18 protein-coding genes and 2 tRNA genes are annotated in these 17,828 nt (G+C 66.6%); 9 read left to right on the top strand and 11 right to left on the bottom strand.

All coding sequences use genetic code 11. The features are described 5' to 3' along the window. Positions 1 to 16 precede the first annotated feature (16 nt). Positions 17 to 838 carry a crotonase/enoyl-CoA hydratase family protein gene (locus tag ACFYTS_RS02260; protein ID WP_357087710.1) on the bottom strand — a complete coding sequence of 274 codons (822 nt, stop codon included), beginning with the start codon at positions 836 to 838 and terminating at the stop codon, positions 17 to 19. A 137-nt stretch (positions 839 to 975) separates the two neighbouring features. On the opposite strand from ACFYTS_RS02260, the gene ACFYTS_RS02255 reads away from it, so the two are divergent. After that, complete coding sequence (locus ACFYTS_RS02255) at positions 976 to 2,565, top strand: succinic semialdehyde dehydrogenase (protein ID WP_387300729.1); 1,590 nt, start codon at positions 976 to 978, stop codon at positions 2,563 to 2,565. Positions 2,566 to 2,641: 76 nt separating this feature from the next. Here the strand turns inward: ACFYTS_RS02255 and ACFYTS_RS02250 are convergent, their stop codons facing one another. After that, complete coding sequence (locus tag ACFYTS_RS02250) at positions 2,642 to 3,259, bottom strand: YbhB/YbcL family Raf kinase inhibitor-like protein (RefSeq protein WP_387300727.1); 618 nt, start codon at positions 3,257 to 3,259, stop codon at positions 2,642 to 2,644. A 136-nt stretch (positions 3,260 to 3,395) separates the two neighbouring features. On the opposite strand from ACFYTS_RS02250, the gene ACFYTS_RS02245 reads away from it, so the two are divergent. Further along, positions 3,396 to 4,256, top strand: a complete 861-nt coding sequence (locus ACFYTS_RS02245; RefSeq protein WP_387300725.1) for a helix-turn-helix transcriptional regulator — start codon at positions 3,396 to 3,398, stop codon at positions 4,254 to 4,256. A gap of 49 nt (positions 4,257 to 4,305) precedes the next feature. Here ACFYTS_RS02245 and ACFYTS_RS02240 read toward each other — a convergent pair whose 3' ends face one another. Beyond that, positions 4,306 to 4,836, bottom strand: a complete 531-nt coding sequence (locus tag ACFYTS_RS02240; protein WP_357275550.1) for a hypothetical protein — start codon at positions 4,834 to 4,836, stop codon at positions 4,306 to 4,308. Positions 4,837 to 4,956: 120 nt separating this feature from the next. On the opposite strand from ACFYTS_RS02240, the gene ACFYTS_RS02235 reads away from it, so the two are divergent. Next, positions 4,957 to 5,391, top strand: coding sequence for a nuclear transport factor 2 family protein (locus tag ACFYTS_RS02235; RefSeq protein ID WP_357275552.1), 435 nt, complete (start codon positions 4,957 to 4,959; stop codon positions 5,389 to 5,391). Between the two features lie 306 nt (positions 5,392 to 5,697). On the opposite strand, the gene ACFYTS_RS02230 is transcribed toward ACFYTS_RS02235, so the two are convergent. After that, a tRNA-OTHER gene (locus tag ACFYTS_RS02230) sits at positions 5,698 to 5,769 on the bottom strand. Positions 5,770 to 5,919: 150 nt separating this feature from the next. On the opposite strand from ACFYTS_RS02230, the gene ACFYTS_RS02225 reads away from it, so the two are divergent. Continuing rightward, positions 5,920 to 6,435, top strand: coding sequence for a hypothetical protein (locus ACFYTS_RS02225; protein WP_387300722.1), 516 nt, complete (start codon positions 5,920 to 5,922; stop codon positions 6,433 to 6,435). 187 nt (positions 6,436 to 6,622) lie between these two features. Here the strand turns inward: ACFYTS_RS02225 and ACFYTS_RS02220 are convergent, their stop codons facing one another. The 3 genes from ACFYTS_RS02220 to ACFYTS_RS02210 form a co-directional block, all read right to left on the bottom strand. Then, a complete protein-coding gene (locus ACFYTS_RS02220) occupies positions 6,623 to 7,411 on the bottom strand; it encodes a hypothetical protein (RefSeq protein WP_387300720.1) in 789 nt (262 codons plus the stop codon). 821 nt (positions 7,412 to 8,232) lie between these two features. Further along, a complete protein-coding gene (locus tag ACFYTS_RS02215; protein ID WP_387300718.1) occupies positions 8,233 to 9,588 on the bottom strand; it encodes a hypothetical protein in 1,356 nt (451 codons plus the stop codon). A gap of 226 nt (positions 9,589 to 9,814) precedes the next feature. Beyond that, a complete protein-coding gene (locus tag ACFYTS_RS02210; RefSeq protein WP_387300716.1) occupies positions 9,815 to 10,153 on the bottom strand; it encodes a GntR family transcriptional regulator in 339 nt (112 codons plus the stop codon). Between the two features lie 433 nt (positions 10,154 to 10,586). Between ACFYTS_RS02210 and ACFYTS_RS02205 the strand changes: the two genes are divergently transcribed. The 5 genes from ACFYTS_RS02205 to ACFYTS_RS02185 all read left to right on the top strand — a co-directional run bounded on the left by ACFYTS_RS02205 (position 10,587) and on the right by ACFYTS_RS02185 (position 14,628). Further along, positions 10,587 to 11,114 carry a hypothetical protein gene (locus ACFYTS_RS02205; protein WP_387300714.1) on the top strand — a complete coding sequence of 176 codons (528 nt, stop codon included), beginning with the start codon at positions 10,587 to 10,589 and terminating at the stop codon, positions 11,112 to 11,114. Positions 11,115 to 11,232: 118 nt separating this feature from the next. After that, positions 11,233 to 12,267, top strand: coding sequence for a hypothetical protein (locus tag ACFYTS_RS02200; protein WP_387300712.1), 1,035 nt, complete (start codon positions 11,233 to 11,235; stop codon positions 12,265 to 12,267). After that, positions 12,264 to 12,986, top strand: a complete 723-nt coding sequence (locus ACFYTS_RS02195) for a hypothetical protein (protein ID WP_387300710.1) — start codon at positions 12,264 to 12,266, stop codon at positions 12,984 to 12,986. The genes ACFYTS_RS02200 and ACFYTS_RS02195 overlap by 4 nt, the downstream gene beginning before the upstream one ends. Further along, complete coding sequence (locus tag ACFYTS_RS02190) at positions 12,986 to 13,345, top strand: helix-turn-helix transcriptional regulator (protein WP_387300708.1); 360 nt, start codon at positions 12,986 to 12,988, stop codon at positions 13,343 to 13,345. Before ACFYTS_RS02195 ends, ACFYTS_RS02190 begins: the two co-directional genes overlap by 1 nt. Before the next feature lie 68 nt (positions 13,346 to 13,413). Further along, entirely contained in the window at positions 13,414 to 14,628 is a 1,215-nt protein-coding gene (locus ACFYTS_RS02185; RefSeq protein ID WP_387300706.1) for a tyrosine-type recombinase/integrase, read from the top strand. A gap of 70 nt (positions 14,629 to 14,698) precedes the next feature. On the opposite strand, the gene ACFYTS_RS02180 is transcribed toward ACFYTS_RS02185, so the two are convergent. The 4 genes from ACFYTS_RS02180 to ACFYTS_RS02165 all read right to left on the bottom strand — a co-directional run bounded on the left by ACFYTS_RS02180 (position 14,699) and on the right by ACFYTS_RS02165 (position 17,800). After that, positions 14,699 to 14,772 (bottom strand) — tRNA-Pro (locus tag ACFYTS_RS02180). A 64-nt stretch (positions 14,773 to 14,836) separates the two neighbouring features. After that, positions 14,837 to 15,001: a hypothetical protein gene (locus ACFYTS_RS02175; RefSeq protein ID WP_387300704.1), complete on the bottom strand. Its 165-nt coding sequence runs from the start codon at positions 14,999 to 15,001 to the stop codon at positions 14,837 to 14,839. A gap of 697 nt (positions 15,002 to 15,698) precedes the next feature. Further along, positions 15,699 to 16,757 (bottom strand): hypothetical protein, encoded by a 1,059-nt coding sequence (locus ACFYTS_RS02170; RefSeq protein ID WP_387300703.1) that lies wholly within the window; start codon positions 16,755 to 16,757, stop codon positions 15,699 to 15,701. Positions 16,758 to 16,834: 77 nt separating this feature from the next. After that, entirely contained in the window at positions 16,835 to 17,800 is a 966-nt protein-coding gene (locus tag ACFYTS_RS02165) for a metallophosphoesterase (RefSeq protein ID WP_357275560.1), read from the bottom strand. Positions 17,801 to 17,828: the final 28 nt, after the last annotated feature.

The raw sequence follows: 17,828 nt of genomic DNA, 5'->3' as shown, positions 1-17,828 counted from the left end.
CACCACCTCGAATTCCTCAGTTGCCCTGGAAGTTCGGCTTACGCTTCTCGGCGAACGCGCGCGGGCCTTCCTTGGCGTCATTGCTGCGGAAGACCGGCAGGCCGACCTTGGCGTCGATCTTGAACGCCTCTTCCTCGTGCAGGCCCTCGGTGTCGCGGATGACCTTCAGGATCGCCTGCACGGCCAGCGGGCCGTTGTTGTTGATCAGCTCGGCGATCTCGAGGGCCTTGTCCAGCGCGGTGCCGTCCGGCACCACGTGGCCGATCAGACCGAAGTTCAGCGCCTCCGCGGCGGTGATGTGGCGGCCGGTCAGCAGCAGCTCCGCGGCCACGGTGTACGGGATCTGGCGCGGCAGGCGCACCGCCGAGCCGCCCATCGGGAACAGGCTCCACTTCGCCTCGGACACACCGAACTTGGCGCTCTCACCGGCGATGCGGATGTCGGTGCCCTGCAGGATCTCGGTGCCGCCCGCGATGGCCGCGCCCTCGACCGCGGCGATCAGCGGCTTGGTCAGACGGCGGCCCTTGAGCAGACCCGGCATGCGGGACGGGTCGAAGGCCGAACCCTCCTTCATGCCGTCCTCGGGCTTGTTCTTGTTCATGTTCTTCAGATCCGCGCCCGCGCAGAACGCGCCGCCGGCACCGGTGAGGATGCAGGAGCGGATCTCCGGATCGTTGTCGACCGTGTCCCACGCCTCGGTCATGATGGCCAGCATCTCGCCGGTCAGCGCGTTCTTGGACTTCGGGCGGTTCATGGTGACGATGAGCGTCGCGCCACGCTTCTCGACCAGCGCGTGCGGCTCGGTGTTGGCGGGGGTTTCAGCAGTCGCTGCGGTCATCGCCGACCCTTCTTTCGATATGGACGAACCAAGATTCCGGCACGAAAGTACCCCGCGCCGTTGTCCTAAACAATAACGTGTTCTAGTTTGAACCATGGTGACCGCCGTCACGGGCGGCAAGTAGTGGAGAGAGTCCCATGAGCACAACGAGTAAGGCGAAGCTTCCGCCGCGCGTCACGGAATCCCTCATCAACCGGCTGACCGCGATGGTGACCGCGGGCAAGGCCGGCGAGGCCCGCGAGCCCTTCGAGATGACCGAGGTCTACACCGGCGACGTCGTCGGCTACCTGCCCCAATCCTCCCCCGAGGATGTGGTGGCCGCGGCCGAAATGGCTCGCGCCGCGCAGAAGGAATGGGCCGCCCGCCCGCTCAAGGACCGGCTCGCGGTCTTCGAGCGCGCGCACGAGCTGCTGCTCACCGAGATCGAGACGCTCGCCGACCTGATCCAGATCGGCTGCGGCAAGGCCCGGCGCATGGCCATCGAGGAAGTGTGCGACACCCCGCTGGTGATCGCGCAGTATCTCAAGACCGCCGAGAAGACGCTCAAGCCCAAGAAGCGCTCCGGGCCCATGCCGGTCATCACCTCCTCCACCGAGGAGCACCGGCCGAAGGGCGTCGTCGCGGTCATCGCGCCGTGGAACTTCCCGTTCGCCATCTCCATGTCCGACTCCACCCCGGCGTTGATCGCGGGCAACGGCGTGATCATGAAGCCGGACAACAAGACCGCGCTGTGCACCCTGTACGGCATCGAACTGCTCCACAAGGCGGGCCTGCCGCGCGGGCTCATCCAGGTGGTCTGCGGCGTCGGCCCCGATGTCGGGCCGACCCTGATCGACAATGTCGAGTTCGTCATGTTCACCGGCTCCACCGCCACCGGCCGCACCATCGGCGAGCAGTCGGGGCGAAACCTGATCGGGTGCAGCCTCGAGCTCGGCGGCAAGAACCCGATGATCGTGCTCGATGACGTCAACTTCGACGAGGCCATCCCGTCGATCCTGTTCGCGGCCTTCGGCAACGCCGGCCAGATCTGCATGCACATCGAGCGCATCTACGTGCAGGAACGCATCTACGACGAGTTCCTCCGCCGGTTCACCGCGGCCGCGGACGAACTCGCCGGGAAGATGGGCGCGTCCTACGACTTCGCACCCGAGATGGGGTCGCTGGTCTCCGTCGACCACATGAAGCGGGTCGCGGCGCACGTCGACGAGGCGCGGGAGAAGGGCGCGACCATCGTCACCGGTGGCAACCCGCGTCCGGACCTCGGGCCGGCCTTCTTCGAGCCGACCGTCCTCACCGATGTCACCAAGGACATGGCGCTGGCCACCATGGAAACCTTCGGACCGGTCGTCAGCATCTACAAGTACAAGACCGACGACGAGGCCGTGGCCCTCGCGAACGACACCCCCTACGGGTTGAACGCCGCCATCTGGACCGGAAACTTCGACCGCGCAACGAAACTCGCCGAGCGCATCGAATCCGGCTCGATCAACATCAACGACGGCTTCATTACCAGCTATGCCGCCAAGGGCACGCCGTCGGGCGGCGTCAAGCAGTCCGGCGTCGGCACTCGCCACGGCGCGGCCGGGCTGCTGAAGTACACCGACACCATCAATGTCGGCGTGCAGAAGAAGCAGATCATGGCCTCCCGCTCCTCCATGCCCTACGAGAAGCAGCTCAAGTCCACCCTGGTCACCCTGCGCCTGATGCGCCGCCTGCACCTGGGCTGACCGCCTTCGCGCGGAAAAGGGTTCCACGTCACAGGGTCCCGGCCACCTGGCCGGGACCCTGTGACGCTGTTCCGGGTCAGGGACGCTGCGCGGTCAGCGTCAGGTGCGCGACGCCGACGATGTGCGATCCCATCGAGAACGACACCACCGTGGGGGTCGTGGTCGCGGCCAGCCCCAGGCTCGGCGTGTCCAGTGCCAGCACCGAGATCTGATAGTTGTGCGGGCGGTCCCCGTTGGGCGGGCACGGACCCAGGTAGCCCGCCGCGCCCGCGTCGTTGGTTCCGGCGACACCGGCCGCACCCGCCGTGAAATCGGTGGCGGTGGCGGGGATATCCCAGTTCACCCAATGCCAGAAGCCGGCGCCGGTCGGGGCATCCGGATCGAACATGGTGACCGCGAAGCTCTTCGCCCCCGCCGGAGCCCCCGACCACCGCAGCCGCGGTGCGTGATTGGCGGCGGTGCACCCGAACGCACCCGCGTAGAAGTCGGCGGGGAAGGCGTGATCGCCGGTGGCGTCCGGGGTGGTGACCGTGAACTGGGCGGCCGAGGCCGGGACCACGGGCCGAACCTGAACGGACGCAGCCGGATTCGCGGCGGGAGTGGGCGTCGAATCCCCGCTGTCGCCGCAGGCGGCGGCGGACAGCAGGGCCGCCACGGCGAAGGTCGCGGAAACAATGCGTGCGATGCGAGTCATGGCGGTTCTCCTCGGATTCGAATGACAGGACGAGCATCCCGAAATCCGCAACCCCCGGGGAGAGCCTCCGCACCCTGGTATTCCGCGTACCACCCGGCCGCTCCTACGCTGGACACGCACGAATGAAGGAGCGAGCGTGGACACGACGACATCCGGCCAGGAGCTCGGCGCTTTCCTACGCGCCATGCGTGAGCGACTGACACCCGAGCAAGCGGGCCTCCCGGCCGTCGGCCAACGCCGCACCCCCGGCCTGCGCAGGCAGGAAGTGGCGCAGCTCGCCGCCGTCAGCATCGACTGGTACATCCGCCTCGAACAGGGCCGCGTCGGCACCCCCGGCGCCGCGGTCCTCGACGCCCTCTCCGAGGCGCTGCACCTCACCGACACCGAACGCGCCCACCTCCACCTCATCGCCCGCGGCGCCACACCCCCGCCCCGCGCCCCCATCGCCGCCCCGCCCGCCTCGCTACTGGCGATCCTCGACGGCATGCCCGCCCTCCCCGCCTACCTGACCGACTTCCGCCTGGACGTCCTCGCCCGCAACACCGCCGCCGTGGCCCTCTTCGGCCCCGGATTCGACTCCGGCACCAACACCGCCCGCCTGACCCTCCTCGACCCCGGCATCCGCGCCGGTCAACTCGACTGGGCCCGCATCGCCCGCGAAACCGTCGGCATCCTCCGCCGCAACCAGGCCCGCCATCCCGCCGACCCCGGCCTGCGCACCCTCATCGACGAATTACGCACGGACAGTCCCGAATTCGCCGACTGGTGGGACGACCACACCGTCCAGGACCGCAGCCACGGCACCAAACGCATCCGCCACCCCGAAGCCGGCGACCTCACCGTCGCCTATGACAGCCTCACCAGCCCCAACGACCCCGACCACACCCTCACGATCCTCACCCCCGCCGATCCCGCCACCACCGCGGCCCTCGACACCTTGCTCGCCACCCACGCGAATCGTCTGGGCACCACCCGGCTTCGCCCCGTCGCCGGATGACGCACGGCCCCCGGCTCCGTGAGGGAGCCGGGGCCGCGTCGCGGTCACGCTACTTCTGCGCCGACAGGCTGCTCAGCAGTCCACCGATCACCGGAATCGAACTGGCGCTGCCCGTTCCGCCATTTCCGGCGGTCGGCGGCGCGCAGGTCGTTCCAGCAGGAGCGGTCTGGACAACAGTCACGGTCGGGCCGTTCTCGCCGAAATTGGAGAGCCCCCGATCGGTGCTGTACGGCCACGCGCTGGTCATGAACTCTCCCGGAGCGGTCGGCGTCCACGTCGCCACGACATCCTTGCCCGCCACATACGGAGCCGTCGCGACGATATTGAACGTCGCATCGCCGGTCGCCCGCGTCTGGAACGCGAAAGCGTTCTGCCAGGGGACATTGCCGATCAGGACCGTGGCATCGGCGGCCGGCAGCGTCAACGTGTAGGTCGATCCGACGCAATAGGCCGTCGACGCCGAGATGGTCACCCCCTCGGCGGCCGCGGGCGCCGCCGTCGCAGCAATCGTGGCCACCGCCACCGCACCCGCTGCCGCGACAAAGCCGAGCCGCGGCCGGGCAAGCATCGCCATATTCATTTCCGCACTCCCCATTTGTCGAAAATCCCCCTGTGTCAAGGGGACTGGCGCAGCCTAGCGCAGCACGCCGACACGTCACCTCGCCCGGCGTAGGCCCTCGAACGCGTATCGTCCGGACCCATGAGCACAGCCGCTGACACGACCGCCGTGACAAACCTGATCGCGCAGTACGCAGAACTGGTCGATGCCGGAGATTTCGCCGGAGTCGGCGCCTTGTTCGCGGAGGGTGAGTTCATCGGCGGCGGTGGCTCGATCCGAGGCAGCGCGGACGTGGAGCGGATGTTCCAGCGCATGGTGATCCGCTACGACGACGGCACCCCGCGCACGCACCACGTCACAACCAACATCGCCATCGAATTCGGCGACCCCGCGGATACGGCGACCTCGCGCGCCTACTTCACGGTCTTCCAAGCCCTCCCGGACCTGCCCCTCCAGGCCATCGCCACGGGCCGCTACCGCGACCGTTTCCACCTGCGCGACGGACAATGGAGATTCGCGGAGCGCCACGTCACCATGCACTTGACCGGCGACCTCAGCCGCCACCTCCGCCGCTGATCAACCCCGGAAAACACAAAACCCCCGGCTCTCGAAAGAGCCGGGGGCCGAGTTGTGTCTCAACCACACAGTCGGGGTGACAGGATTTGAACCTGCGACCTCTTCGTCCCGAACCACCAAACGGTCCGGTTTGTCCGATGTTGGCGACTGTCGACGGTGTTGTGACTCCGTCTCTACCAGTAATTTTCAGTGTTGGTGAGGTTGATCCAAGGGGGCGGCGCTTGCTGTTGCTGCGGACGCGCTGCGGACCGTGGCCGCTCCGAACAGCGCGGTATGCGGCAGGACAGCGCGTTGGGAGTTCCGGGGCCATGGAGGCGGGATTCGAACCCGCGCCCTCCCACGTGTCGTGTCGGTGATCTACCGCTGATCTACTCCATGGCCGTCGGCGAGTCTACATGTGCGCGCACGCGGCCGAGATAGTCACGGGCCGTTCAACTTCCGGCTACCAGCTTGGCCAGTTCGAGCGAGCGGTATGCGGCATGAACGTGCGAACCTGTAGGGGGCCATCCCTGCTTGTCGGAGGTTCGCATGTCCGTTGTACCTTCGGTAATCAGCGCGGTTGCGGCATCGATTGCGGCTGTGTTGGCAGGTATTACCCTGTATATCTCGGGTCGTCGCGAGAACCGAAAGTGGCTGCGCGAGTCTCTGATTGATGCCTACGTGGGCTACTTGGATGCCAGCTTCGGTAGCGGCGGCGCGTACGCACGAATTGCTCGCGTCGAGGGCCACGACGCCAGCATGTTCACGGAGATGCGAACGCGAACGAACGACGCGTACGACGCCCAAGCGGTCGTGCTTACTCGGCTTCGTCTCATAGCACCGAGGAGTGTCGTGTCGGCTGCTGAGGCACTCCACCTTGCCGACTACGGTGTCATGCACGCCACCTTCGACCGCCAGCAGCCACCAACCGACGATGACGCATGGATCGCCGCTCGGGACGAGCAACACCGCGCTCGAGAGCACTTCATTCGCGTTACCAGACAGTCGCTGCGGCTTGGGCAGGGTAGTTCTGTCGCGAGGGGATTCGAGTTTCCGGGCCCGTGACGACCGGAACCGGCAATCAGAAGGCAAGCGGCTGCCTGACCTATCGACGCACGATGTTCAGCAGTCGCGGACGGCGGACGTTCTGCACCGCACCAGGTTCCGGCCGCCGGCGCTCCCGCGCTGGCCGGTTCGGTCAGCGCGGTATGCGGCAAGACAGGACGTTTGCGGTGCGGTTCGCTGGGCTCTTCTACGCTCGGATAGCACTTCGAATCGTGCCGCCCCGCGCGAATCCTGCTGAGTAGATCCAGTCCCAGTCAAACGATGCGGGCAGATCCGGCAGCGATATGACGACGGCACCACCGGCGCGATTGACGTCGTCATACCACGTCAACGCCTCGAGCACGCCCTCATCGTCTATACCTTGGGGGTCGATCGCAGTTTGAATCGCACAGCCGAGATCGCCCGGTCCGTTCACCACGCACACGGTCATCCATGGCCGCAGGGTCCATCCGTCGCATCGCGAGGTCACACCGTCCGACATGGTGAGCACAGGCAGTGTCTCGTGTATGGGTGCTCCGCCAACCACCAGTACCGGTGTTGCGCCAGTGAAGAACCGAGCGTTTTCTCTGGGCACCAACACGAGATGAGCTGTGGCGCGGGCTTCGAGGGAGGGATACAGGTCGAGGTCTTCCCAATCGTCTTCGAAGGCTTCGAGAATCTGTTCCCAGTGGCGCATCGCGCGCAGGTCGTCCCTGGATGTCGCCTCGTCGAAACGCTGCTGGATCTCGGTTCGCAGCCACTCCCACCGGAATGCGTGCCCGAAGTACTGCAGTGCTTGGCCGACGTACGCACACTCGGGAGAGTTCAGCGCCCACAGCACCGCCTCCCGCACGTCGGCCTCGTCGGCGTCCTCGATCAGCGTGGCCAACTCCGCGAGCAGCGGGTCCGCTTCCAGTGTCGAGTAGGTTGTTTCGATGATGCGGCCGTGATTGATCAGCCCGTCCTTGAGGACGGCCTGGATGGACTGGTCGGGCATGGGCCTAATCGTGCACTACTGCAAGGATTCTGGCCGGAAGCTGCCACAGAGCGCGGACGAATGCATGGAAAGGCCCACCACACTCATCTCGGCATTACAGGATGCCTTCGATGGTCACGGCGAGGAGGTTCTTCCTGTGCGGTCCCCCCTCTTGAGTGTCCAGAAAACTGGACGCTGATACGTCAAGAGGGCCTCCGTTCAAGCTCTCGCACGCCGGACATCCGGGCCCCCAGCCCTACCCGCATAAGAGGCGACCTCGACTCCCCTCTTATGCGGGTAGGTCAACTCTTCGGGTCACCGCGTAAGAGGTGAACCTGCTCCCCGCATAGGAGGGGATCGGTGTTCCCTCGTACGAGGTGATCCCTTCGTTGTGGTCCTCTTCGGTTCGCGCCGCACACTGCATCGTGATGCTCGCTCGAAACCCTTCCCCTTGTGGTCTTCTCCCAACGCACCCGATATGCCAACGCAACATTCGCACCCAACCGCCTCGCCTTGTGGTCCCCCTCTTGAAACTCTCACTTACCCAATCGCTCCCGTCCATGCCCTCTGAACCCAAACCTGGCTCTTGTCTCTCGTGCTCCTGATTACCTTCAGCGAAGCGGGAGGTAATCAGGAGCACGAGAGACAAGAGCCCTGCGCCGAAGGCGCAGATCAGAGGGCATGGACGGGAGCGATCAGCCGGATTCATCCCGGATGGTTTGGTCCCGGCACTATCCCGGCTTTGTCCCGGCACTGTCCCGGCACTCTTCCGGCGGTTTGGGCAGGGGAAAGGCCGCCGGTCGGAGCTCCTGGTGGAACTCGCCGGCGGCTGTTGCCGATGCTCAGGCTACGAGACCGAGCATGTTGCTCGCATCCTGGTTGAACTGTTGAACCTGCGGAACGGTCGCGAAGGGCTTCAGCTTTCGCTGGAGATCCGTCACGGCCTCAAGGCATCGGGAGGAGTTCACGGTGGTGGTCAGACGGACCACGATCCGGGCACGTTCCGCAGCTGCTTCGATCTCGTTTCGTTGAATATGGGCGGCCGCCACTGCGGCCTGACTGAGGCCGCCTCGTCGTGCGCGACGCTGCCCGAGACATTCCTCGATCGAGAGCCCGGCGAAGCGATCGATCTCGTTGGGTTGGTTCAGATCTCTGAAGACATTGGCCGCTTCGCCGAAGAAGTAGGCGCGGTCAATGAAGCGGGCCCACTCGGGCTCTGCATCATGGTCGACGCCCTCGAAGATCCTCTCGGCCCTACCGATCGCCCTGCTGGCCGCGGCGGAGTCGCCGAGCTTGGCCAAGGCGCGGGCCTCCAAGATGCCGAGGTCGGCATAGCAAGCGGGCGAAGCCTCCGGGCCAATCCCGTGCAGTCCAGCTCGGGCAAGCGCGACGGCCTCATACGAGTAACCCAGGAGGTTGGCCTGGTCTGCCATGCCTGCGAGCACGTGCGCGCCGAGTACCGGGTTCTCGGCGGCCTGCGAAAGGCGGAGCGCCTGAATCAGATACCGCTGAGCGAGGCCGTGCTCTCCATCGTCATAGGCCATCCAGCCGATGAGGTACGCCTGCTCGGCGGCGGCGTCGTACAAGGCTTTCTGAACGTCGGGCTCGTGGTCGCGCCGAATCAGCGGGATCACGGTGGAGTTCATGTAGCTGATCAGGGCCGTGCGGGCGTGGCCGCCGCCGCGCATGACGTCCATCTCCTGGAAGAGGCTGAACATGTTGCGGATGCCAGCGACTTGGTTCATGCCGATCGCGCGGGGGCCGCGGTCGGTGCTGATCTCCTCGAAGGTGGCCAGCAGCCAGTCACGGCTCGGGGCTGCCAGGGCGGCGAGGATAAAAGGGGCGCTGAACTGTCCGCTCGTGTAGGCGGTGCCCAGGTCGCGGATCGTCTCGACCGAGGACTCCGGGTCATGGGGATATTGAAGGCCACGCGATGCCACGGACTCGAATCCTTCCATCCCGATATCAGCCGGGCGGACGCGCCGACTGAGTTGCTCGGAGAGCACTCGACAGATCAGCGTAGGCGTGATCCCGCGAGGTTTCTGCCCCTTGTTCACCCAGCGATGGATTGCGGTGTAGTCGTACCGTAGGGCTTGGCCCTCGTCGGCGCCCAGGTCGTTGATACGCTTCGCGAGCCCGGCCCAGGAGATTCTCGCTTCTGTGATCAGCTCCGCCAGAGCGGAGTTCCGTTCGGTCATTCGGCCCACCCTCTTCCAACCGAATCTCAGATCCTCGGCTGATGATACGCCCGCGGCTCTGGCGACAGCTGAAACTGATCGAGACTGTTTGACAGTGCTGTGGCCGCGCACAATGCACTGGATGGTGCTGTCGCACATGGTCTTTCACATGGTGCGCGCGTAGCCGTGGCGGCGTTTTCCTAGATGTATGAGTTGGAAACCGATTGGGTCGGTTGGGGCGGCGAATCTATTGCTGCCGGGGACCTTTCGCTGCCATCCCCTTGATCAGCTCGTACAGCTCGGAAACCTGGGCCTCGAGGTGCGCGACCCGGGCTGTGAGGTCCGCTTTTTGACCCGCATTCGCGGTGCGCACGAAGGTTCCGACACCTTGCTGCGACTCGATCAGGCCGAGGTCTCGAAGAACATCGAGGGCTCGGTCCACAGTGTTGAGGGCAACGTCGTACTGAGTCATCAGCTCGGCTTTTGTCGGCAGCTGGCTCCCGACGGCGTAGGTGCCAGCAACGATCTTGTCGCGAAGATCGTCTGCAATCGCCTGGTACTTCCGCGGGCTGGCCGACTCGCTCATGTGTCAATGATAGGAGGTGACTCCTGAGTGACTCGATCCACCATTCGTGCACATAACTGATTGATCTGTGATTGACTAGTTGAGTGGCGTTGAGAGGCGTTGCGGCACAAAGAACTCCCCGGCAGTTCGAGCTACCGGGGAGTCAGCACCAAAGCGGTTCCAGCCGCTTCAGCAATTCACCTACTTCCAGGACGAAAGGTCCCTGAAGCATGTCCAGTGTAAGTCGATGGGCTGGCACCGGCCTCGGTGGTGACGAATATGTCGTCGCTGATGAGACCGGTCGCGAGATCGTTAAGAACAGCCATCCCCGATACATCCACCGCGGTTCGCCCCAGTTCGCCCAGTCGGGGTCGGCGGGACGGTCGGAACTCCGACCACAACGAGGAGGGGTCCGGTCGGCCGGCAACTCGCGTCGGGATCGGAGGCGGTCGCGATGAGCGGTACGCCACGTACCCGCCACCTGCGGCCGGACAATGAGCTGAAAGCACAACTGCGGCAACGGCATTGGCAGACCCACGGCACGTTCCTGCGCGAATACGACAAGGCCGCCGCCCAGATCGATGAGAAGCTCGTCGGCACCGGCCCGCTCAAGGCGCAGTTCTACCGGTGGCTCGGCGGCGAGATCAAAACCCACCCCTACCCGGATCACTGCCGGGTCCTGGAAGCGATGCTGCCCGGCTACAACGTCGAGACCTTGTTCGGGCCCGCCGCCCCACGGCCCCGACCGATCGATCGTGAGCAGCTGCGGGCGGCACCGCTGCAGGCAGGTGGTGAATTTTCGACACCTGACTCGGCGGCCGCGGTCACCCCGGTACGGGATCAGCGAGAAGTGACGGCCGTGATCGATGCGCGGGTGCGGTCCTTGATGTCCTGGATCGGAGATTCCGCCCCGATCAAGGAACGCGATCTCCACGGTGACCAGCCGGTTCGCCAGAGTGTGGATCGGAGGCGATCCCGGTGAACCACGGCAAGAGTCGCCTTGGCCGGGTGCCGCAGGTGGTCCAAAATGAACCACCTGAGTCAACTGGCTCACGTGATTCAAATGAATCACCTGCCCCAGCGCGCCGGGGTGGTGCCTGATGGCGGGCAACGGCAAGAACCATCACGCCCAGGAGCTGCCGGATGACGCGATCGTGCTGGGCCTGCGTTCGGATGGGCGCGGCTACCGGGAGATCGCCGACGCGTTGGGTCTGACCGCCCGGCAGGTCGACGCCGTCCTCGGTGAGGTCGCGGCCCTGCACGCGGCGGGCCACTCCCACCGCGAGATCGGCCGACGGGTGGGCCTGGCTCGCACCACCGTGCAGGATCTGTTGCGGGACAATCGATCTCCACGATCGACTCTGCGCAAGTCGGCGGCACTGACGGCGCTGGCCGAACAGGGCGGCATGCAACTCGACATGTTGGGTTGGTTCCTGGACCTGGACCGCAACCACACCTACGCGCTGGTCAAACAGCTCCGGGAGGAGAAGCTCGTCCGCGAGCTGGAGAAGATCCGGGCTGGGGAGAAGTGGGTGATGCTGACCCGCGGCACCGACTCCCGCATCCTCGGGTTCGGGGTGCGGGAGTTTCGGCCCTCTCCCAAACAAGCCGAGCATCATCGCGCGGTCGCTCAGGCCCGGATCATGCTGGTCGGCGACGATCTGGAGGGGTGGATCTCCGAGCGGGTTCTGTGGCATCGCGCTGATGTCGCGGCCGCCGAATCCAAGTCCAAGTACAGGGAATTCAGCACCGGCCGCAACCCCCGCGGCGGAGTCACCCACATCCACGACGGGCGCTTCCTGGCCACGCTGAACGGCGTGCGCGGCTGGTGGGCGCTGGAAGTCGAGTTGACCCGAAAGTCCGCCAAGGACATGGATACCGCGCTGCGGGGCGCGGTACGCGCCGCCGGTGACGCGGGCCCGGAGAAAGTTGTCGGCCTGCTGTATCTGTGCCGCTCCGCCGGCGTCAAGGACGGCGTCTACGCCGCGCTCGACCGGCTCCCGCCCGATGCCGCGGCCATCGACATCGTCTTCGATGCACGCGACTTCGACGATGCCTGGCACGACTTCCTCATCGACCGCGCGGCCAAACGCAAGCGCCGCACCAAAATTCGCTCCACTAAGGACGCCTCATGATCAACACCGAAACCCTCACCCACCGCGAGGTCCGCGCCGTGATCGGCCTGGCCGAGATGCGCGGCATGCAACTCGATGTCCTGGGCCAGTTCCTCGACATGGGCCGTACCCAAACCTACGACCTGGCCGCCCGCCTCCTCGACGCCGGAATGATCCATCCGCTGATCGAGGTCGAGCCCGGACCCAAATGGGTCGTCCCGAAACCAGCCGCGGTCACGTGGGCGCTGGGCTGGCGCGCCACCGACTGGCGGCCCTCACCGATGTGGGCATCGCATTACCGCGCGGTTGCTCAAACCCGTGTCGCATTGGACGCGACAGCGTCGCACGCGTGGATGTCCGAACGCATCATGCGACACGAAACAGCCGCTCCTGGCGCGTACGCCTACGACGGGCGATTGATGCGCCCGGACTGGAAGTGCGCAGCGGTCAAGGTCGATACCAGCCGGTATCTGAAACCGGAAGACTTCTCCCACCGCCTGCGCCTGGTGACCGACCAAGCGCACCGCGATCAGTGCATAGAAGTCCTGTACGTGTGCGGCGGCTACCTGCGCCCCGACGCGGCTGTCGCCCTCGCGCGACAGGTCCTTCCCTACGGCCCCGACCTGGACTTCTCCGTTGTGGACCTGCAAGCGCTGATCGCGAAAAACCAGGCGCCCAAAAGCTCCGGCGGCGCGGTCGTCCACTCCCTGCGACACCGCGCGACAGGCGGTGCGCACTGATGCGACAGCACCGCGACACCCAACGCGACACGCAGCGCACCGATGGTGCGCACCGCGACAGCCAGCGCACCGCGCGCGACAAGCCGTGCGCACCACGCGACAGCCTGCGCACCACGCGCTACCCGGCACCCCAGACCGACTCTCCCCGAGGACATCTCATGAACGACGACCGCTACCTCCAGGCAAAAGACTGCGAAGCACTCACCGGCATCCCCGCTGCCACTTGGCGGTACTGGGCATGGGCTGGCAGCGGCCCGGAGAACTTCAAGCTCGGCAACCGCCGCGTCTGGAGGGAGAGCGTCATCCGTGCCTGGATCGCCGAGCAGGAAGCCGCCACCAAACGTGGCGGGGCTGCGTAGCCACCGCCATGACCGGACGACGGAACCGCCGAGCGGGCGTAGAGGACCGCTGGTACAAGACCGTCACCGTGACCGAGGCAGACAGCACCCAGAAGCGAGAACGGGTGCCCTCTGCCTCTCACGGCACGGGCAAACGGTGGCGCGCCCGCTATGTCGATGATGAGAGCCAAGAGCATTCGAAAGCCTTCGCCCGCAAGGCCGATGCCAATGCCTGGCTCGATGAAGTGACCAGCTCGTTGGTCATCGGAACCCACGTCGCGCCTTCGGCCGGCCGCGAGTTCATCGGCAAGCTCGGGCCGCGCTGGCTGAAGGCTCAGGCCCACCTGAAGGAGACGACGGGCTCCTCCAGGCGATACACCTGGCAGGCGCACGTCCGGCCGCGCTGGAGTACTACTGCGGTGCGAGACGTGCGGTCTCCGGCTGTGCGGGAGTGGGTCGCGGACATGGTGACCGCGAAGATAGGGGTGCCAACCATCGAGACCGCCGTGGGCATCCTGCGGGGCATCTGCGAGACCGCGGTCGAGGAACGCCAGATTTCGCGGAATCCCTGCGCCAAGGTGAAGCTGCCAAAGCGTCGGCAGAAGCGACGCGGCTACCTCACACATCGGCAGGTGGCGCAGCTGGCGCGAGAGGTCACCGAAAACAGCACGGCGATAAGACTTCTCGCCTACACCGGCCTGCGGTGGGGTGAAATGGCGGCGCTCAAAGTCGGCAGCTTCGACATGCTCCGGCGCCGGGTCAACATCGTGGAGGCGGTCGCCGAGGTTGAGGGCCGCCTGGTGTGGTCGGACACCAAGACCTATCAGCGCCGCTCGGTCCCCTTCCCGAAGCTTCTGGCCGATGAGCTGGCGGCGCTCATGCGGGGCAAGGATCGTGATGCCCTGGTCTTCACCTCGACAGAGGGGGAGGTGCTGCGGGTGTCCACCTATCGGCCGCGCGTCTTCGCCCCGGCCGTTACACGGCAGAAGAAGGCAGCCAGGAAGGCTCGCGCCGAGGAGATCGCGAAGGGAGGTGAAACGATCACGCCGGACTTCCCGACGGTCACGCCGCACGACCTACGGCACACCGCTGCCTCGCTGGCGATCAGTGCCGGTGCGAACCCGAAAGCCGTACAGATCATGCTCGGGCACAAGTCGGCAGCCATGACGCTCGACACCTACGCCGACCTATTTCCGGACGATCTCGAGGCCGTCGCGGACGCTCTCGACAGGGCCGCGCGGGCGGCGAACTCGCAGACTGCGGACGGACTGCGGACGGGCACCGATAGTCAGGATCGTGAATAGCCTTGGATACGAGGAAGGCCCTGACCAGTCGAAACTGGTCAGGGCCTTCTGCTGTGTCTCAACCACACAGTCGGGGTGACAGGATTTGAACCTGCGACCTCTTCGTCCCGAACGAAGCGCGCTACCAAGCTGCGCCACACCCCGTGAAGTGAACCTGCAGTAGCTTAGCGCACCCGTTGTCCAGGTGTTAAATCGGCTGGTCAGGGGGCTAAAGGAGGCGGAAGGTTGCGAAGATTCCGCGGGCCGGATCGGGGGAGACGGAGCGGTCCACGCCGGTGTCGGCGACTATGACGAGGACCAGGGAGCCGCTGGCGGAACCGGCGCTCACCTCTCGGGGGACGTCCCAGGCGGCCTTCAGGTCCTTGGGGACCACCACATGGTAGCCGGGGATGCGTGGGGTCAGGGTGGAGGCCGGGGCGGTCGTGGAGCTGCGCGGAGCGGTGGTGGTCGGTGCGGCCGACGACGGCGGAGTGGCGGGAGCGGGGGGTGGAGCCGGAATCGCGCAGGACGAACACGATCGCGGCGATGGCGACGATCGCCACCACGACCGCGCCGATGGCCGCCAGCAGCCACAGGCGGCCACGATCACCGCGCGGGGGTGGATAGGTGCCGGGAAGAGGCGAGCCGAGGGCGACGGCGGCAGGGCCGGTGCCGTACGAATTCGCGCCCGGGGGCACCGGATTCGGGCCCGAGGCGTAGGGATTGGGTCCGGACGCGTACGGGTTGCGGCCGGACGCTTGGGGATTCGGTCCGGAGGCGTGCGGACTTCTCCCGGACACCTGGGGTCTCGGCCCGGAAAGGTGCCGGTTCGGCCCGGACGCTCGGGAGCTCGGTCCGGGGGCGTACGGATTCGATTCGGAAAGCTGGGAGCCCGCGCCGGAGGAGTGCGGGTTCGGTTCGGGGACAGGGGGATTCGGAGTCGGGCGATACGGCGGCCGCGGCGGGTCGGCGGGGCGGTCGTGGACCGGGCCCTGCCACCAATCACCGCTGGACGTCGTTCGATCCGGATCGTCGCCCTGGTCGTCGCGTTCTCCGCGCACCGCGACCCCCTGTCCGACGAGTCGTGCCGCCTACTGGATCGGGCGGATGCTGGCGAGGATCTTCTTCGCCAAGGTCGCGTCCACCGCCTGCGCCACACCGGTATCGGCCGCGATCGTGAACACGAAAGCGCCGCTGTCACCGGGAAACGCGAAGGTGTAGATCGAGTAGGTCGACGCGCAACCGGCGGTCGACGGGATGGCTGTCCCCTTGGTCTCCAGGTAGACGCCCTGCAACTGTCCGTCCGAGGACTGGAACGACTCCGGCGCGCCCGGCGTGGTGCCGGTGGAGGTGGACCAGCCGATGCGGCCCAGGCGGGTCCCGATGTCGGTGGCGGCCTTGCCCGGATCGGTTTCGTCGGACTGGGTCAGGAAGACGTTGGTGCGCACGTTCTCCGGGCAGTAGTCGACGCCGTCCTGCGCCAGCCCGGCCACCGGCACGGAGTCCGAGCCCTTGCTGAACGAGTCCTGACCGGTGTGGTCCAGCTTCCAGCCCTGCGGAATGTCATAGGCCGCACCGTTGTTCGGGATCGTCACGACCTGATAGCCGGGAATCACCGCGCCCGGCGTACCGGTCGCCTTCGGCGCCGTGGTCTTGCCGGGCGTCGGCTTGCCCGAGGGCGACGGCTTGGCGGTGGTCGAGGTGAGCGCGCTGATCAGCGACGGCGTCGTATTCGACTGGGCCGACGGCGAATTCGAGCCCTTGTTCACCAGCGCGACGATCCCCACCACCGCGACGATCGCCACCAGCAACGCGGCGAGACCGCCGAACAGCCAGCCGCGGCCCCTGCCGGCGCCCGGAGGCGGGGGATACGCCGGCTGTCGCCCGTAACCCGGCTGCTGACCGAATTCCGGCGGCCGGGTGAACGCCTGCGTCGGCGGATACTGCGGCGGCGGAACGTACTGCCCGGGCATCGGCGTGGTCGGCTGATACCCGGGCTGCGGCCACGGCTGACCCGGCGGTTGATTCTGCTGCGGCGCCGGATAATCCGGCTGCCAACCCTGCTCCTGCGCGGGCGGCGTGCCCTGCCACCAGTCCGGATTGGGCTCCGAACCGCCGGCCTCGTTGCGGTGGTTGTCTCCACTGGTCACGATGGCCCCCTACTGAACGACTACATACCGCGCTGTATATCGCGGCGGGAGCCCGGGGCAATATCGCCGCGGGACGATCAGCGTGCGACGGCCTCCGAGGACGCGGCCCGGCCGCGCCCCGACTCGGCCACCGGCTTCTTCGGCGGCGCGCCGACCAGCGTCAGCAGCGTCGCCTCCGGACGGCAGCAGAACCGGTACGGAGCCCACGGCGAGGTGCCCAGACCGGCCGACACGTGCAGCCGCGTGTGGGCGCCCCAGCGCGACGCGCCCTTCACCCGGGCCCGGTCGATCCCGCAGTTGGTCACCAGCGCGCCGAAACCGGGCACGCACAGCTGCCCGCCGTGGGTGTGGCCCGCCATCACCAGGTCGTAGCCGTCGGCCGCGAACCGGTCCAGCACCCGCGGCTCCGGCGAGTGGGTGAGCCCGATGCTCAAGTCCGCCAGCGGATTCGGCGCGCCCGCGACGGTCTCGTAGCGATCCCGCTTCAGGTGCGGGTCGTCCACGCCCGCGGTGGAGATCTTCACGCCCGCGACCTCGATATCGCGGCGCACGTGGGTCAGGTCCAGCCAGCCGCGCTCGGTGAACGCGGCCCGCATGTCCTGCCAGGGCAGCGGCTCGCCGTAGACGCGCTTGTGGTCCTTCTTGAAGTACTTGAGCGGGTTCTTCGGCACCGGCGCGAAGTAGTCGTTCGAGCCGAACACGAAAATGCCGGGGCGCGCGAGCAATCCGCCCAGCGACTGCACCACGGCGGGCACCGACTTCATGTGCGAGAGGTTGTCCCCGGTGTTCACCACCAGGTCCGGCTCCAGCCGATCCAGCTCACGTAGCCACGCCTGTTTCAGCTGCTGGCCGGGCATCATGTGCAGGTCGCTGATGTGCAGCACCCGCAGCGACGGCTTGCCCGGTTCCAGCACGGGCAGCGTCGCCTCCCGCAGGGTGAAGGCGTTGCGCTCGATGAGCGTCGCGTATCCGATTCCGGCGACCGCGGCCCCGGCGGCTCCCAGGGCGGCACGGCTGAGGGCGGTGGTCGAGAAGACGGGCATTTGCCCAGAATAGGCGACCCGGCGGAGA

Source organism: Nocardia sp. NPDC004151 (assembly GCF_042874235.1).
Classification (GTDB): domain Bacteria; phylum Actinomycetota; class Actinomycetes; order Mycobacteriales; family Mycobacteriaceae; genus Nocardia.
Note: the sequence above shows the minus strand (reverse complement) of the source record. Positions and strands in the feature narration are given on the sequence as shown.

Bases quoted from the DNA above. Each gene is read 5' to 3' on its own strand.
- ACFYTS_RS02200 (WP_387300712.1), top strand. From the start codon at position 11,233: ATGGCGGGCAACGGCAAGAACCATCACGCCCAGGAGCTGCCGGATGAC.
- ACFYTS_RS02235 (WP_357275552.1), top strand. From the start codon at position 4,957: ATGAGCACAGCCGCTGACACGACCGCCGTGACAAACCTGATCGCGCAG.
- ACFYTS_RS02165 (WP_357275560.1), bottom strand. From the start codon at position 17,800: ATGCCCGTCTTCTCGACCACCGCCCTCAGCCGTGCCGCCCTGGGAGCC.
- ACFYTS_RS02195 (WP_387300710.1), top strand. From the start codon at position 12,264: ATGATCAACACCGAAACCCTCACCCACCGCGAGGTCCGCGCCGTGATC.
- ACFYTS_RS02210 (WP_387300716.1), bottom strand. From the start codon at position 10,153: ATGAGCGAGTCGGCCAGCCCGCGGAAGTACCAGGCGATTGCAGACGAT.
- ACFYTS_RS02215 (WP_387300718.1), bottom strand. From the start codon at position 9,588: ATGACCGAACGGAACTCCGCTCTGGCGGAGCTGATCACAGAAGCGAGA.
- ACFYTS_RS02190 (WP_387300708.1), top strand. From the start codon at position 12,986: ATGCGACAGCACCGCGACACCCAACGCGACACGCAGCGCACCGATGGT.
- ACFYTS_RS02220 (WP_387300720.1), bottom strand. From the start codon at position 7,411: ATGCCCGACCAGTCCATCCAGGCCGTCCTCAAGGACGGGCTGATCAAT.
- ACFYTS_RS02250 (WP_387300727.1), bottom strand. From the start codon at position 3,259: ATGACTCGCATCGCACGCATTGTTTCCGCGACCTTCGCCGTGGCGGCC.
- ACFYTS_RS02205 (WP_387300714.1), top strand. From the start codon at position 10,587: ATGAGCGGTACGCCACGTACCCGCCACCTGCGGCCGGACAATGAGCTG.
- ACFYTS_RS02260 (WP_357087710.1), bottom strand. From the start codon at position 838: ATGACCGCAGCGACTGCTGAAACCCCCGCCAACACCGAGCCGCACGCG.
- ACFYTS_RS02225 (WP_387300722.1), top strand. From the start codon at position 5,920: ATGTCCGTTGTACCTTCGGTAATCAGCGCGGTTGCGGCATCGATTGCG.
- ACFYTS_RS02240 (WP_357275550.1), bottom strand. From the start codon at position 4,836: ATGAATATGGCGATGCTTGCCCGGCCGCGGCTCGGCTTTGTCGCGGCA.
- ACFYTS_RS02255 (WP_387300729.1), top strand. From the start codon at position 976: ATGAGCACAACGAGTAAGGCGAAGCTTCCGCCGCGCGTCACGGAATCC.